Raw genomic sequence first — 15,754 nt, 5'->3', positions numbered from 1 at the left:
ATAAGATAAGCGACATTGATTAATGAGTATTGAGACGACAGTCACCCGCGCATGGCAACGTCAAGCTGTTTGGTTGTGGTTGTTGCTGCCTATCAGTTGGTTATACGGTTTCATCACTTTGCTGCGTCGTCAAGCTTATAAGGCTGGCCTACTATCAAGCTATCGAGCACCTATTCCCGTGATGGTCATTGGTAATATCAGTGTGGGCGGTAGTGGTAAGACGCCGTTGATTATTGCTCTGGTCAGCTACTTACAGAAAAAAGGCATAAAAGTAGGGGTAATCAGTCGCGGATATGGCGGTGATACGAGTCAAATGCCCGCATTGGTTAGTGCTACCAGTTTACCCCATGTAGTAGGGGATGAGCCGTGCTTGATTGCTCATATGACAGGCGCTACTATGGCAGTCTGTCCCAATCGCCAACAAGCGATTGCTACTCTGTTAAAGGCAGAGCCTGATTTGCAATTGATTATTGCAGATGATGGTTTGCAGCATTATGCACTACAGCGTGATATTGAATGGATTGTGGTAGATGCTTCCCGTGGGTTTGGTAACAAGCAGCTATTACCAACGGGTTTTTTGCGTGAGCCGATGTCACGATTAAAGGGTGCAAATGTCATCTATCATGAAAAACCAAATACGGATTTAACTCTGACTTCTAAAAGTGGTAATAAGATACAGTCTACTGACCGTTTGACCATGCATTTGCAACCAGCCGAGTTACAGCGCCTATGGAATCCTACATCGAGTGCAGCTCAACTAAATAGTGTGAAGCCTACTAATAATAGTCATGTTCATGCTGTTAGTGGTATCGGTTATCCGCAGCGGTTTTTTGATACCTTAGAGTCCATTGGCTTTGAGGTCATAGGGCATCCTTACCCTGACCATTATGATTTTAGTTTGGCTGAGCTTTTACAATATGGTGATTATCCTATCATCGTAACCAGTAAAGATGCGGTAAAAATCAGCGCATTATTGGCAGACTATACAGCGACACAAGCCTTAAGTGATGAGTATGTAGAACTTGTCAGTAGACTATGGGTGTTGCCAGTGACGGCTGTATTATCAGAAAATAGTTATCATAATCTAGATGCGCAGCTAAAGGCGCTAGGGATTCGTATCAACCATGATATGAACACGTCAGCCCCATTATAAATAGCAGCTAATATTTTAAATCGCCGTATGATTTTTATAGGAATACGCCATGTCGTTCGCCACCACGCCCGCAAAAACCCATATCGTAATTCCTGCGCGTTTTAAGAGTACACGGCTACCTGGTAAGCCATTGCTAAATATTCATGGTAAGCCGATGATACTTTGGGTAGCAGAAAAAGCGCAGACAGCAAATTTTGCTGATGACATGTGTATAGCGACTGATGATGAGCAAATTGCAAAAGTTTGCACCGATGCAGGTTTTGATGTGATTATGACCAGTAGTGAGCATGCTTCAGGGACGGATCGCTTGGCAGAGGTAGCAGCTATCAAAGGCTGGGCTGAGCACGATATTGTGGTGAATATGCAAGGCGATGAGCCCCTTGTACCGCCATTGCTTTTGGAGCAAGTACAGGCGCTTTTGGTAGCGGATGAGGATAGCGTGATGGCCACACTCTGTGAGCCTATCGATGACTATGATACGTTCCAGCGGCCATCGGTAGTAAAAGTGGTCAGCCAATCTGCTAATAACTTACAGCGTGCGCTCTATTTTAGCCGCGCACCGATTCCTTGTGATCGTGATGTTGTATTAGCTGATAATAATCAGATGCAAACTCCAAAAAATGCTTATCGCCATTTGGGTTTATACGCTTATCGTGTCAGTCTATTACAGCAGTTCGTAAACTGGCCACAAACACCACTTGAGATACTTGAAAGTCTAGAGCAATTACGTGTTTTAGAAAATGGTCAGCATATCGCAATCGCAGAAGCTGCCTGTCAGTTACCAGCGGGTGTCGATACACAAGAAGATTTAGACCGTCTAAACGCGATGAGCTTAGATAACTTTCACAACCCTACTAAGTAATAGTCTGAGCAAAGTTGCGTGCGACTCTAAGTTTTCTACAACGCTAAAGTATTGTTATCATGGCTATACCTAAAGTACCTAATCAATGTGACAGAGCCATAACCATGAATAATTTGACAGGAAATATGGACGCACTAGATAACACAGACCGTATGTACTTTGCGCCACTACTGCCATGGCAAAAAGTACTGTGGTTACAGTTGACCGAGCGCGTACTTAAGCAGCAGTCCTTGCCGCATGCATTGCTCGCTGCTGGTATGCAAGGTATGGGCAAACGCGCCTTTGTATGGCGATTGGTCGCTTGGCTATTATGCCGTGAGCGTGGTACACACCCACTAGGTGCTTGCGAAGTATGTGAGAGCTGTCAGTGGCTCAAGTCGGGAACTCATCCGAGCTTGCAAGTATTACCACTCGTTAGTATGCCTATCAGTGCCGAAAGCGATGCGCTTCAAGAAAAATCCAGCAGCACGAAAGATAAAAAAATTGCCAAGACCACTAGCAATAGCGCACTTAAGATCAAAGTAGATGATATTCGTGCTTTGCAGCCTTTTATTTATCAAGGCGGGCAAGGGGTGCGCATCTGTGTATTAGATCACGCTGAAAAAATGACGGTGGCCGCTGCTAATGCGCTGCTTAAGACATTGGAAGAACCACAAGCGCAGGTGCATCTGTTTTTGATTAGTGATACGCCTGCTCAGCTATTGCCAACGATTAAGAGTCGTGTGCAACAGTTGGCACTACAGACAATTGAGCCAACTGTTGCTGTCGATTATGTGACGCAGGCGCTAGGTCACACGATTAACCGCGAAGCCGTCGGTACCGCTGCGATTGAGCAGTTGATACAACTGGCCAATGGTGCGCCGTTAGCTGCTATCGCCTTAGCGCAAGCACCATGGTATAGCAAGCGTAGCCTATGGTTGACCACATGGCAGGCGCTATGTAGTGGTAAACGTAGTGGTGTGGCGGCAAGTGATTATTGGCAAGGTCAGCTCAATATTAAAGAATTTATACAGCTGTCTGAGCTGATGCTCCTTGATATACGCCGTGTCTGTCTAGGCTTGGTTGAACTGCAAAAGGATGTCAATCTATCAACAGTATTGGCTACTTATCAGCCTACTGATAGCGGGTTAGAGGCGTTTGCCAACAGCGTGCAGCAGACCAAAATTGCGCTGCAACAAAATGTGCAAGAAAAATTTGCCTATGATAAGCTAATGCAAGAGTTGGCAAGCTTATAGAGCCATGCTTGAGCGCTTAGTTAGTGTTCGAAAATTTGCAATTGTTCTTAACTATATACTATCGATTATTTATATAAATATATTAAACCCAGTTGATGAAGGAAGCTGACTATGGCAATGCCAGGACGTGGCGGGATTTTAACCTGTCATTATGAAAGTATCGAAATGTTATATGCCAGCTATTTGTCATTTGTCAGTAATGGCGCTTTGTTTGTACCGTCTGACAAACCTCAGCAATTGGGTGATGAGGTGTTTATCGCTATCACGCTACCCAACTCCAGCGAACGCCTACCAATGAATGGTAAGGTGGTTTGGATTAACTCTAAGAGTCAAGGCAGTCGCCCAGCAGGGTTTGCTGTGCAAATTGGTAGTGATGTCTCTGGTCAAAGAATTAAGAATGAAGTTGAGCGCCTACTAGCGGGAAAAATCGATAGCTTGCAATCGACTTATACTATGTAGTATCTATTAATAACTAGGTGATAACTAGGCAGTATCTAGAAATCACACCTGTATCTTTGATGAGTTTGGCTATGATTTTTAACTTATGAATATAAAAAAAGCAGCCTTATTATTTAGTAAGGCTGCTTTTTTGGATCAAGTTTCTTTAAATTTTTATAGTAGTAGGCGCTAGTCGCTTAATAACGAGGCGGCACATACATATCATCGGGAATAGGTTCGCGGTAGTACTCATCATCGCGTTTGCGATTGGGTAACTCAATTTCGTCACGAGGCACTTCTTTGTAAGGGATTTGGTCGAGCAAATGGGCAATGCAGTTCAGCCTAGCACGTTTTTTATTATTGCCCTCAACTACCCACCAGGGTGCTTCAGGAATATGAGTGCGCTCAAACATGGTTTCTTTTGCTTTGGTGTAATCTTCCCAGCGTCGGCGCGACTGTAGGTCCATTGGTGAGAGTTTCCACTGCTTAAGCGGATCATATATTCGGCTCATAAATCGTGCATGTTGCTCATCATCAGTGATAGAAAACCAGTATTTTACTAAGCGAATGCCTGAGCGTACGAGCATACGCTCAAACTCTGGTACTGATTGAAAAAATTCCTCATATTGCGCGTCAGTACAAAACCCCATGACACGCTCAACGCCTCCGCGGTTGTACCAACTACGGTCAAACAATACGATTTCGCCTGCTGCAGGCAAGTGGGCCACGTAACGTTGGAAGTACCACTGCGTTTGCTCACGCTCAGTAGGAGCCGGCAGGGCAGCTACCCTGCACACGCGTGGGTTTAATCGTTGGGTAATGCGTTTAATGGCACCACCTTTACCAGCAGAATCCCGCCCTTCAAAGATAACGACAATACGTTCACCGCGATCAACGACCCAATCTTGTAGTTTTATCAGTTCTCGCTGTAGTCGTACCAACTCTTGAAAGTAGGTGCGTCGATCCAGTTTTTCTTGCTCGCTCATCTCACGTCCGTTAAAACGAAAGTCACGTGCATAGTCATCTATTTCATTTTCTAGTTCTTCATCATATGTATCGATTAAGTCTTGGTGCATTTTTCGACGTAAATCATCATCAAGAATGTCTTTTTCGATGCGTTCAGTAAGAATAGCTTGTTCCTGATGGTACCGATCTAAATCCTCCTCAGTCGTTAGAGATTGAAAATCAGCGGTTGCAAGCGGTTCTGTCATCACCAGTTTTTCAGAGCCAAAAATGACTTGCCTCATTTTTCTTAATAAAATTTTTGTCTTACCCATAAATATTACCTTTGTTTTGCGTATCGGCTTTTTTAAGAGGCTACTATCTAGGTCGTTTCTATCATAGCAAAGTACAGACAATAAAAAATGCCCTTTAAATAAATTAAAGGGCATTTTTTTATTGATAGATATGTACTGATTAAAATAATAAGTCAGCGTATCTTTTCCACTTAAAAGTAACCAAGCTTATTTTTCTAGGATACAAGTTACGCCTTGGCCACCTGCTGCGCAGATAGAAATAAGTGCACGACCTGAACCTTTTTGATCCAATAATTTAGCAGCAGTAGCTAAAATACGGCCACCAGTTGCTGCAAATGGATGACCTGCCGCTAGTGATGAACCGTTTACGTTTAATTTGCTACGATCGATAGAACCTAGTGGTGCATCTAAGCCTAAGCGCTCTTCACAGAATTTCTCATCTTCCCAAGCAGCTAAGGTTGATAGTACTTGTGAAGCAAAGGCTTCATGAATCTCATAAAAGTCAAAGTCTTGTAGAGTCAGACCAGCGCGCTCAAGCATACGTGGTACCGCATAAGCTGGTGCCATTAGTAAGCCTTCTGTAGTACCAGATTTACCAATGAAATCTACCGCTGCGGTTTCTTGATGGACGATATAAGCAAGTGGTTTTAGACCGTGCTCTTTTGCCCACTCATCAGTACCTAGTAGTACACAAGAAGCACCATCAGTAAGCGGCGTAGAGTTGGCAGCTGTCATCGTTGGATTGGCATTTTTTCTACCAAAAACTGGCTTTAATTTGCCCAGTTTTTCTAATGTAGTATCTGGACGCAAGTTGTTATCACGAGTTAGGCCTTTGTATGGCGTGATCAAGTCGTCAAAGAAACCTTCGTCATAAGCGCGTGCTAGGTTTTGATGGCTGTTAAATGCAAGCTCATCCTGCGCTTCACGGCTGATATTCCACTCAAGCGTGGTAATCGCTTGATGATCGCCCATTGATAAACCAGTGCGCGGCTCACCATTTTGCGGTGAATCGATTAAGTCTTTTGGGTTTAGACCCATTAGTGCTTTTAGACGTTGTTTGTTGTCTTTTGCTGCACCAAGTTTGATCAGTACTTTACGTAAGCCATCGCCGACAGCAATAGGAGCGTCAGACGTAGTGTCTACACCGCCAGTGATTGCCGAATCGATCAGACCAAGTGCAATCTTGTTAGCAGAAGCAAAGGTCGCTTGTAAGCCAGTACCGCAAGCTTGTGAAATATCATAAGTTGGCGTATGTGGGTTTAGCGCAGTATTCAATGTCGCTTCACGAGTAAGGTTGATGTCGCGGCTAAGTTTCATGACTGCACCAGATACCACTTCGCCTACGGTTTCGCCTTGTAGGTTATAGCGCTCAACCAAGCCGTCCAATGCAGCTGTTAACATGTCTGTGTTGCTAACATCAGCGTATGATCCATTTGAGCGTGCGAATGGAATACGGTTACCACCTAAAATAGCAACACGATTCAGATTCGAAGCTGGTTTGGTTTCGCTGGCTTTTTTAGCTGGAGCAGGTTTTTTAGCAGCAGTGGTTTCCACTTTTTCATCGACCGCTTTTTTGCTAGCAGCATCTTTAGCGCTATTGTCTTTAGTCGAGGTATTTTTTGCAGCGGTTTCTTTTTTTGCTGTATCTGATTTTGTATCCGTTGCTTTAACAACTGTACTTTCAACAACAGGGCTATCTGGATGATTGTTTTTATTACTCATAATATTATCCTTAAAAAGTATGGGTAGAAGTAAAAAGTGATAGGTAACAATAAAAAATAGTTAAGTTATTTTATACAAGCAAATATTATCATTTATTACGCAATACAGCTGTTTATCATAAGGCGTTTTTTATTCACTTAATGTATCTCTTTAGCAAACGATGTGACGCTTGTATGAGGTAGGTAGTAGATTCATGACCATGACGCATCGCTCTAATAGACTGACTAGTAAGAAATATTAGCATTGCATAACAGTACGTTTGATAATATATTGTTATCAATAATTAAGTATGCCATAACCTATAGGTCAGATTTTAACATGTTATAGTGGCGCTTAACGCTGCTAAAAACGACTGGCTTGTATACTGACTTGTTTACAGATTGTTGTAGACATTATCTGTTTTTGGACTTGTTTATAAGGGAAGTGTATAGTTAGGCTAGTTTTGAGGCGATTTACTAAATTTAAATAATTACGATGTCAATGTCTCTATATAATAGATTCATTGCATTTTTTATTATTATACGAATCATTAATTATAAGGATTATATTATGTCAGACCGTTACGGTGATTTTGTTCAATCTTCTATTGGCAAAAAAGTAGCAAAAAACTTAGGTTTGCCGATGCCAACGACGCTTGATCGTTTTGAAAGCGGTGAGCGTTTGGTGCGTGGTAGCGTATTGGTTGGCCGTGCTACTGGTGATGACAAGAGCGTCAGTGAATCTGTTGCCCGTATCCTGTCAGACGTCCATGCCGAAGTATATGTAAACAGCAGTGATGACATCAAAGACGCACTTGCTGATGCAGGCGTTGAGGCAAAAGCCAACACGGGTAGCGATGATCAATTCAAAGTACTGCTTTTTGATGCCAGTAATATCAGCAATGCTGAACAGCTAAAAGAGCTTTACGAGTTTTTCCATACAGTTGCACGCCGCGTAGAAAAATCAGGCCGTGTGGTTGTGGTTGGCCGTACGCCAGAGAACATCACTGATATTGAATCTGCAATGGCTCAACGCTCGCTTGAAGGTTTTGTGAAATCAGTGGGTAAAGAGTTTAAGCGCGGTATCACAGCGCAGCTGATTTATGTTGAAGAAGGCGCAGAGCAAAACCTAGATTCAACCTTACGCTTTTTTACCTCAGCTCGTTCAGCTTATGTATCAGGACAAGTAGTACGTGTCAGTAAAGGCAGCTCAGTTGATGTTGACTGGAACCAGCCTTTGGGTGGTAAGACTATGCTGGTGACTGGCGCAAGTCGCGGTATTGGCGAAGCTATTGCTCGTGTATTGGCTCGTGAAGGGGCTCATGTTATCTGTCTAGATGTACCACAGCAGCAAGCTGACCTACAAAAAGTTGCTAGCGAAATCAGCGGCTCTGCTTTGACAGTAGATATCACTAGTGAAGACGCTGGTGCAGAAATCGCTGACGCTGCCCAGAAACGAGGTGGCCTAGATTCAATTATCCATAATGCTGGCGTGACTCGTGATAAGACGTTGGCTAAGATGGATGAGAAAAAGTGGAACATGGTCATCGATATCAACTTGGGCAGTATCGCTAGATTGAACCGCTACTTGTTGGACAATGACGTACTGAAAGAAAACGCACGTATCGTATGTGTGTCGTCAATTTCAGGTATCGCGGGCAACATGGGTCAGACCAACTATGCCACTTCTAAAGCTGGGGTAATTGGTTTGGTTAACGCAACTGCCAAGCAATTAGAAGACAATGCTAAAGGCATGACGATCAATGCAGTCGCTCCTGGCTTCATCGAAACCCAAATGACAGAAGCCATTCCATTTGCTATTCGTGAAGCTGGTCGCCGCATGAACTCAATGAGCCAAGGCGGCCTGCCAGTAGATGTGGCTGAGACTATCGCATGGTTTGCGTCACCTGCGTCTGGCGGTCTAAATGGCAACACGGTTCGCGTCTGTGGTCAAAGCTTACTTGGTGCATAATGTTGATTAATTGATAAGTATATGTGAGAAATAAGGTACAGATAGAGACAGTAGTTGTATCATATGAGCTATTATTTCTCGTTTGTATCACATATGCTTACGAAATAATCTCTGATAAAGTGTAATAAAGCTGCCCAAGGGTGGCTTTTTTATGATAAAAACACAAGAACCAATAGCTAAACTATTTTTTGCTATTAAAGATACTCATGAGGTTGATTAAATTTAATGCTTATTAGATGATTTAATAGTAGGCTTTAGTCAATGACTGCAGATTGTCTTTATATACGTTAAAGAACTTGTTCAAGCCACACTTAGGATGTACTTATGTCAGACAAACATTATGATGCGTTGCCAAAAGCGCACACCACTTACGCCAATATTGTCAAAAGCTTATTGCCTATCGGTAATGGTGGCAAGGTCAGTAGAGACCAGTTGCCACAATCTACTTACTATGTAGATGACTTGCATATCGATCAAGAAAACCTAGATGACTATCGCAAAATTTGCGGTTTTGCTGATGATGGCAAAGTGCCAGCGACTTATTTCTCGGTATTGTCACAGACGCTGCAAATGAACATGATGGTCAAAGAGCCATTCCCATTTGCCATGTTAGGTCTTGTCCATGTCGATAATAGCGTCACCCAGTATCGCCCGATTGGAGAGCGTGAAACGGTAGCAATGTCGGTCACTTTTGATAACTTGCGCGATCATGCCCAAGGTCAGCAGTTTGACTTTGTGACTATTGTAAAGTCAGAAGAGGAAGTCATCTGGGAAGGTACGTCGACTTATTTATCACGTAGCAAAAAACCTAGCAGTAAAGATAAGAAGAGCGCGCCGCGTCCGGTTATGGTCAAGCCTGAAGTAAACGAAGAAGGTGTCCATAGCATTTTTGAAGTGCCGGAAGATATCGGTCGTCGTTATGCCTTTGTCTCAGGCGACTTTAACTTGATTCATTTGCATCCACTATCAGCACGCGCGTTTGGTTTTCCTAAAGCGATCGCACACGGTATGTGGTCAAAGGCTAAGTGCCTTGCTCTAATGGGTGACTTGCCTGATGCTTATACGATTGACGTCTCATTTAAGCTGCCTATCTTTTTGCCAGCTGAAGTAGAGCTGATTGCTGAGCCAGTAGCCCAGCTTACAAACGTAGATGATACTTGTGAGTTTGGACTGTATAGCTCTAAAAACAATAAACCGCATTTGGCGGGTGTTGTAACCCTAAAGAGCGACAGCAAGTAGCATAAACATCATAAAGCTTCTATTTTAACAGCCATATTTAACGTACATATTTATTATTATGACTTCACAAAACATGCCTTCAGAAGAAAACGCGATAGACGTAGATCAAACAGATAGCTCGATAGCGACTAATACGGTTGCCGCTAATGATAGCGGCGCTAACATTCATATCAGTGCCGATAATGGCGTTGATTTGGCCGATATCTTTGAGCCTTATTTTCGTCCAGATGCAAACACTATCGTGTGCGGTGCATTAGATGACGAAAAAGTTGCGGCTTTAGCGAAAGCGGGCGTCGAGCTGGTCATCAACTTGCAGCCTGATGACGAATTAAGCTTTGATGAGGCATCAGCAGTTGAGCGAGCAGGTATGCACTATGAACAGCTACCTATCAGCGGTGCTAAAGAGCTAAAGCAGCTTAAGATATTGGCGTTTGATAATGTATTACGCCAGCACCATGGTAAAAAAGTCGCTATGCACTGTGGGTCGGGCAATAGAGTGGGAGCTGCAATTGCGCTGAGGGCAGGATGGTTGCGTGGACGTAAGATGGATACGGCGATGGAACGTGGTCGCAGTCATGGTTTGACCAAGCTTGAACAAGAAGTTCATAATCGTTTGCTAGTACCGCGTTAACTATATTTATGGCATCGAATGTTAACGCTGGCTTAGATGTTAACAAACTCTAAAAATATCATCGAAATAAATAATAAAAAAGGCGACCAATAGGTGGCCTTTTTTATTGGCTCACAATTCATTTATACTGGTTCAAATATTTTATATAGCTTACGTCTTACTATCATCTGAAAACTAGAATAATTCATATCACTTGAGCAAGGTAATAATAATGGATCATAATACAGAAAATTCTAATACACCCATAAACACTGACTTTCAAAACAAATTACAGCAATTACTGACAGATTTACAGCTTGATGATGCACCTGCTGGCGGGGCTGTGGCCGTGTATCAGGCAGGTCATTGCATTGCGCAAGCCAGTACAGGTATGGCGCGTCCTGATATGTCGTGGCAGCCCGATACGTTGGCGATTAATTTTTCTACCGGTAAAGGGGTATTGGCAACATTGGTTCATGTGCTGGTTTCGCAGAAACTGATCGAATATGACAAACCTATTGCCCATTACTGGCCAGAGTTTGCTGCAAACGGCAAAGACCAAATTACGTTGCGACAAGTCATGTCACATCAAGCCGATTTGTTTTCGATCCAAAGTATTGATGTCGATAGCGAGACAGTACTCGATTGGGATACGATGCAGCGCCATATTGCAGCGATGCCCATTAATTCTCCCGAAGATGCTACTAAGTATGACAGCGCTTATAGTGCATTGGTCTACGGTTGGGTATTGGGCGGCGTAGTAGAGGCGGTCACGAATTTATCATTCGCTGCAGCACTGCGCCAGTATCTAACGGAGCCTCTGGGTATTGCCGACAGCTGCTATTTTGGTGTGCCAGAGAGTAAAGTGGATCAGGTGGCAAAATTGGCCAAAGATTTTGAAGAAACAGAGGATACAAGCTCTCAATTAAAATCGAGACGTCAAAAACCAACCTTAAAAGTAGACTCTCAAGAGACTTTACGTACTTATGCAAGCTTACCTAGTTATCATTGCTGGCAGCAGAAAATGCTAAGTGACAAGTGTGCAGCTGAGACGCAAAGTAGCCTTGATGACAGTCTTGATGGAAAGCTAGATAGCTCTGATACTGATAGCGTACAACCTGTATTAAATACGGCGCGTATTAATAGCTTATATTTCAATACTAGTCAGCTCAATCTAAAAAACTATAAGGCGGCGCTGATACCTACTGGCAAGCATGCCCTTGACTATTATAATCGTCAGACGCTACAGGCTGTCATTCCAGCGGCAAATGGTGTCGCTTCCGCTAAAGCACTGGCAACGATTTATGCAATGCTCGCTAATGGCGGTATATGGCAAGGAAAGACGCTGATTGATAGTGCTACTTTTGAGCAGTTATCTACTCCGCAGGTTGAGGGTTTAGATGCGGTTATGCCAGCGGCTATGAAATGGCGATTGGGCTACCATAGATTATTCAGCTTGTATGCTAACAACGATGATACGGATAAGAGAATGAGTCCTGCATTATCAGGATTTGGGCATATGGGATATAACGGCTCGGTTGCTTGGTGTGACCCTGAGCGCCAATTGTCATTTGCTTTTATTCATAATTTTGATACCACTATGCTCAATGACGTTCGTCAGTTTGCATTGACAGAAGCCGTCTTGAGCTGGATAGAAGAGATATTTTAACAATGCTAGTTTTAATCGCGAATTGATTCTGTTTCAAATATAAGCAGCATTAATGTTAATGCTGCTTTTTTGGTGTCATTTTAAGCAATCTTGATGCGCTAAGACCATGGATAAAGATAGAAGTCAAAATGACAATCGAACAAACAATCCACAGTTTAAGCGCATCTTCATCCGCGAAGAAACCTTGATTGAGCGCATAGGACAGATAATACAAAGTACCGATACCGCGAATACCCAAAGCCGATATCGCATATTTTTCGGTATGAGGTAAGTTCAATCCTGATAAGGCAATAAATCCACCAATCGGACGTATAAGTAGTAAGAAGGTAAAGCTGACGATATAGACGCGCCATGTCAACTCGACACCTGCCTGCAATCCTTGACCAAGGAACATACCGAAGATAACGAGCACCAATGACATCAGTAAGCCTTCTGATTGCTCAGCGAAATCATGCAGTTTTTGATGATAAGTATGCTCACACTCCGAGCGACGAAACGCAAATGCGGCCACGAATACAGCGATAAAGCCATAACTGTGTACATACTCTGCAAGTCCATAGGCTAGTAGCGTCAATGCAATAACCACATAGCCTTGCGAGATGGTCGTCTCACGGGTATGTTTAGAAAACACGACTTTGGCCAATACTTTACCAACCAATACACCTACCACTACACCTGCGCCAATCTTCCATAAGACATCATGAGTAAACCACGACCATAGCATCTCGTAGGTAAAGGCTTTGCCTTCACTGAACGCTTCTGCAATCTTAATCGCTAGGTACACAAACGGAAAAGCCAAACCGTCGTTCAACCCGGCCTCTGATGTTAAGGTAAAGCGCGGTGTGTCTTCTCCTCCTGTATTGGGAGGTCCCACCTGAATGCTCGACGCTAACACGGGATCAGTTGGGGCAAGTACGGCGCCCAATAAAATAGCTGCACCAAGGCTCAAACCAAACGCGTAATACCCCAAGACTGCCATCGCAAAAATACCAATAGGCATGGTAATGAGTAGCAGTCTTACAGTTGGTCGCCACAATCGCCAAGACAACTCAGTGTCGATTTTAATACCAGCACCAACCAATGAGACCAATACAACAATCTCAGTCAGCTTCTCGATGAGTAAACCGTTATCAAGTGGGTCTAAAAAGGATAAAGACGTCCACCAGTAGCCCATCATCAGACCGAAGCTGACTTGGAGCATCGGTAATGAGATAGAGGTGCGCTTAAAAATAACAGGAAACAAGGCCCCGAGTAAAAAGGCAATCCCGCAGATTAATAAGAATAAGTTGTATTTTTCAATCATAAGGTTTACGCACGTCGTTATGTTTTAAGGGTCAATTTTAAAAGGGTAATTTTAGGTATTGATGACAATTAACAGCAATAGTTGATAGTCAGTCACGGATACTCTTTATCATGACGTCAAAATAAAATAATTACCGCAAAAAATAGTTATCAAAACGACCGCTACGTTGTTTTTTGGTGAAAAAAAAGCCTGCATTGCGCAGGCTTAATATGTTTTTATCAGTATGTTTGAAGCGTTGATAGCTTACAGACTAGCGCTCCACTTGGCTCACGTCACGGACGGCACCAGTATCAGCGCTGGTAGTCATAGCAGCGTAAGCACGTAATGCTGGCGAGACATGACGGTCACGGTTGACAGGCTTCCATGCATCACGACCACGCGCTTCCATAGCTTCTCGGCGAGCAGCTAGGTCTGCATCACTCACTTGCATGTTGATGGTACGATTTGGGATATCGATATGAATACTATCGCCTTCTTCAACCAAACCAATCGCCCCGCCTTCAGCAGCTTCTGGGCTAGCATGGCCAATTGATAGACCTGATGTACCACCAGAGAAGCGACCATCAGTCAGTAGGGCGCATTCTTTACCCAATCCTTTTGACTTCAGATAAGTCGTTGGGTACAGCATCTCTTGCATACCAGGGCCGCCTTTAGGGCCTTCGTAGCGAATGATAACAACATCGCCTGCAACGATTTGATCAGCCAATACCGCAGCAACCGCATCGTCTTGTGATTCAAATAGTCGCGCGCGACCAGTAAAGGTCAAGATGCTTTCGTCGACGCCTGCGGTTTTGACCACGCAGCCGCGCTCGGCGATATTGCCATATAGTACGGCTAAGCCGCCATCTGTAGAGTAGGCGTGTTTGGCACTACGGATACAGCCTGACTCACGGTTGACGTCGAGGTTTGACCACTCTTTTGATTGTGAGAATGCTTCTGTGGTACGTACGCCACCAGGTGCTGCAAGGAAGCGTGCGCGTGCCTCATGATTGTCAGGGTTCATGATGTCCCACTTGTCGATCGCTTCTTTCATCGTTGCGCTATGGATAGTTGGCACGTCAGTCTTTAGTAACTCAGCGCGATCAAGTTCAGCAAGTAATGCAAAGACACCGCCAGCACGATGCACGTCTTCCATATGGTATTTTTGTGAGGCAGGTGCTACTTTTGCCAGACAAGGCACACCGCGACTCAAACGGTCAATATCAGCCATTTTAAAGTCGATCTCTGCTTCGTTGGCAGCTGCAAGTAGATGCAAGATGGTATTGGTTGAGCCGCCCATAGCGATATCTAAGCTCATGGCATTTTCAAAAGCAGCCTTGGTAGCGATAGAGCGTGGTAATACAGAGTCATCATCTTGCTCATAACGACGCTTAGCAAGCGACACAATGGTACGACCCGCTTCTAAGAATAGCTCGCGGCGCAATGAATGAGTAGCTAGCAGTGAGCCGTTGCCTGGTAAGGCTAGGCCTAAAGCTTCGGTCAAGCAGTTCATCGAGTTGGCGGTAAACATACCAGAGCATGAACCACAAGTAGGGCAGGCTGAAGCTTCGATAGCAGCGACGTCTTCATCACTGATGCTATCATCAGCAGCGTCCATCATCGCATCGACAAGGTCAAGTTTGCGAACGGCACTGCTGTCACTACTATCAGTATTATGGCTCTTACCAACGGTACTGGCTAAGATTTTGCCCGCTTCCATTGGACCACCTGAGATAAATACCACTGGAATGTTAAGGCGCATGGCGGCCATCAGCATACCCGGAGTGATTTTGTCACAGTTAGAGATACAAACTAGTGCATCTGCACAGTGAGCATTGACCATATACTCGACAGAGTCAGCGATCAAATCGCGGCTTGGTAGCGAGTACAACATACCGCTATGGCCCATCGCAATACCATCATCGACCGCAATGGTATTGAACTCTTTTGCAACGCCGCCTGCTTGCTCAATCTCACGGGCGACCAGTTGTCCAAGGTCTTTTAGATGCACATGGCCGGGTACAAACTGGGTAAAAGAGTTAGCAATTGCAATGATTGGCTTGCCAAAGTCGCCGTCAGTCATGCCGGTTGCACGCCATAATGCGCGCGCGCCTGCCATATTACGACCGCCGGTAGAAGTTTTTGAGCGATAATCCATGTGATATTCCTTACAAATAGGCGGGGTTGTTAAAATGTGCACCCTCAGTTTTAATAGGGATAGTGTGCTTTTTATAGAGAGTGAGTACTAGTGAATAATACTAATTCGTTACCATACCATTAGATATGAATAACTAAAAACATTATGCTAATAACAGTGAATTAATAATAACGAATTAAT

Annotated in this window: 12 protein-coding genes; 8 read left to right on the top strand and 4 right to left on the bottom strand. The window is 43.9% G+C overall.

Annotated elements, in window-relative coordinates:
* Positions 1-22 precede the first annotated feature (22 nt).
* The 4 genes from lpxK (at position 23) to JMX96_RS01180 (ending at position 3,709) form a co-directional block, all read left to right on the top strand.
* On the top strand, positions 23-1,153 hold the full coding sequence (gene lpxK / locus JMX96_RS01195; protein ID WP_201566778.1) for a tetraacyldisaccharide 4'-kinase: 1,131 nt from the start codon (positions 23-25) through the stop codon (positions 1,151-1,153).
* A gap of 49 nt (positions 1,154-1,202) precedes the next feature.
* A complete protein-coding gene (gene kdsB, locus JMX96_RS01190) occupies positions 1,203-2,015 on the top strand; it encodes a 3-deoxy-manno-octulosonate cytidylyltransferase (RefSeq protein ID WP_201566776.1) in 813 nt (270 codons plus the stop codon).
* Between the two features lie 104 nt (positions 2,016-2,119).
* A complete protein-coding gene (locus tag JMX96_RS01185) occupies positions 2,120-3,250 on the top strand; it encodes a DNA polymerase III subunit delta' (protein WP_201566774.1) in 1,131 nt (376 codons plus the stop codon).
* A 111-nt stretch (positions 3,251-3,361) separates the two neighbouring features.
* Positions 3,362-3,709 carry a PilZ domain-containing protein gene (locus tag JMX96_RS01180; RefSeq protein ID WP_101205408.1) on the top strand — a complete coding sequence of 116 codons (348 nt, stop codon included), beginning with the start codon at positions 3,362-3,364 and terminating at the stop codon, positions 3,707-3,709.
* 176 nt (positions 3,710-3,885) lie between these two features.
* Here the strand turns inward: JMX96_RS01180 and ppk2 are convergent, their stop codons facing one another.
* Together ppk2 and JMX96_RS01170 are read right to left on the bottom strand one after the other, a co-directional pair.
* A complete protein-coding gene (gene ppk2, locus JMX96_RS01175) occupies positions 3,886-4,965 on the bottom strand; it encodes a polyphosphate kinase 2 (RefSeq protein ID WP_228724812.1) in 1,080 nt (359 codons plus the stop codon).
* Between the two features lie 186 nt (positions 4,966-5,151).
* The gene (locus JMX96_RS01170; protein ID WP_201566772.1) at positions 5,152-6,666 is read right to left on the bottom strand and encodes an acetyl-CoA C-acetyltransferase; all 1,515 of its coding nucleotides are present in this window, start codon (positions 6,664-6,666) and stop codon (positions 5,152-5,154) included.
* A gap of 549 nt (positions 6,667-7,215) precedes the next feature.
* Between JMX96_RS01170 and JMX96_RS01165 the strand changes: the two genes are divergently transcribed.
* The 4 genes from JMX96_RS01165 (at position 7,216) to JMX96_RS01150 (ending at position 12,134) form a co-directional block, all read left to right on the top strand.
* Positions 7,216-8,616 carry a 3-oxoacyl-ACP reductase gene (locus JMX96_RS01165; protein WP_201566771.1) on the top strand — a complete coding sequence of 467 codons (1,401 nt, stop codon included), beginning with the start codon at positions 7,216-7,218 and terminating at the stop codon, positions 8,614-8,616.
* Positions 8,617-8,940: 324 nt separating this feature from the next.
* On the top strand, positions 8,941-9,855 hold the full coding sequence (locus JMX96_RS01160; RefSeq protein ID WP_160020875.1) for a MaoC family dehydratase: 915 nt from the start codon (positions 8,941-8,943) through the stop codon (positions 9,853-9,855).
* Positions 9,856-9,913: 58 nt separating this feature from the next.
* Positions 9,914-10,486, top strand: coding sequence for a beta-lactamase hydrolase domain-containing protein (locus JMX96_RS01155; RefSeq protein ID WP_320157897.1), 573 nt, complete (start codon positions 9,914-9,916; stop codon positions 10,484-10,486).
* 211 nt (positions 10,487-10,697) lie between these two features.
* A complete protein-coding gene (locus JMX96_RS01150) occupies positions 10,698-12,134 on the top strand; it encodes a serine hydrolase domain-containing protein (protein WP_201566770.1) in 1,437 nt (478 codons plus the stop codon).
* A 55-nt stretch (positions 12,135-12,189) separates the two neighbouring features.
* Here JMX96_RS01150 and JMX96_RS01145 read toward each other — a convergent pair whose 3' ends face one another.
* Positions 12,190-13,437 carry a cation:proton antiporter gene (locus JMX96_RS01145; protein ID WP_201566769.1) on the bottom strand — a complete coding sequence of 416 codons (1,248 nt, stop codon included), beginning with the start codon at positions 13,435-13,437 and terminating at the stop codon, positions 12,190-12,192.
* 250 nt (positions 13,438-13,687) lie between these two features.
* Complete coding sequence (gene ilvD / locus JMX96_RS01140; RefSeq protein ID WP_057759459.1) at positions 13,688-15,574, bottom strand: dihydroxy-acid dehydratase; 1,887 nt, start codon at positions 15,572-15,574, stop codon at positions 13,688-13,690.
* Positions 15,575-15,754 lie beyond the last annotated feature (180 nt).

The organism is Psychrobacter sp. JCM 18900 (assembly GCF_904846625.1).
In the GTDB taxonomy this organism is placed as follows: domain Bacteria; phylum Pseudomonadota; class Gammaproteobacteria; order Pseudomonadales; family Moraxellaceae; genus Psychrobacter.
Note: the sequence above shows the minus strand (reverse complement) of the source record. Positions and strands in the feature narration are given on the sequence as shown.

What these genes read in the sequence shown, in the direction of transcription:
- lpxK (WP_201566778.1), top strand. Translation starts at nt 23, where the DNA reads ATGAGTATTGAGACGACAGTCACCCGCGCATGGCAACGTCAAGCTGTT.
- kdsB (WP_201566776.1), top strand. Translation starts at nt 1,203, where the DNA reads ATGTCGTTCGCCACCACGCCCGCAAAAACCCATATCGTAATTCCTGCG.
- JMX96_RS01185 (WP_201566774.1), top strand. Translation starts at nt 2,120, where the DNA reads ATGAATAATTTGACAGGAAATATGGACGCACTAGATAACACAGACCGT.
- JMX96_RS01180 (WP_101205408.1), top strand. Translation starts at nt 3,362, where the DNA reads ATGGCAATGCCAGGACGTGGCGGGATTTTAACCTGTCATTATGAAAGT.
- ppk2 (WP_228724812.1), bottom strand. Translation starts at nt 4,965, where the DNA reads ATGGGTAAGACAAAAATTTTATTAAGAAAAATGAGGCAAGTCATTTTT.
- JMX96_RS01170 (WP_201566772.1), bottom strand. Translation starts at nt 6,666, where the DNA reads ATGAGTAATAAAAACAATCATCCAGATAGCCCTGTTGTTGAAAGTACA.
- JMX96_RS01165 (WP_201566771.1), top strand. Translation starts at nt 7,216, where the DNA reads ATGTCAGACCGTTACGGTGATTTTGTTCAATCTTCTATTGGCAAAAAA.
- JMX96_RS01160 (WP_160020875.1), top strand. Translation starts at nt 8,941, where the DNA reads ATGTCAGACAAACATTATGATGCGTTGCCAAAAGCGCACACCACTTAC.
- JMX96_RS01155 (WP_320157897.1), top strand. Translation starts at nt 9,914, where the DNA reads ATGACTTCACAAAACATGCCTTCAGAAGAAAACGCGATAGACGTAGAT.
- JMX96_RS01150 (WP_201566770.1), top strand. Translation starts at nt 10,698, where the DNA reads ATGGATCATAATACAGAAAATTCTAATACACCCATAAACACTGACTTT.
- JMX96_RS01145 (WP_201566769.1), bottom strand. Translation starts at nt 13,437, where the DNA reads ATGATTGAAAAATACAACTTATTCTTATTAATCTGCGGGATTGCCTTT.
- ilvD (WP_057759459.1), bottom strand. Translation starts at nt 15,574, where the DNA reads ATGGATTATCGCTCAAAAACTTCTACCGGCGGTCGTAATATGGCAGGC.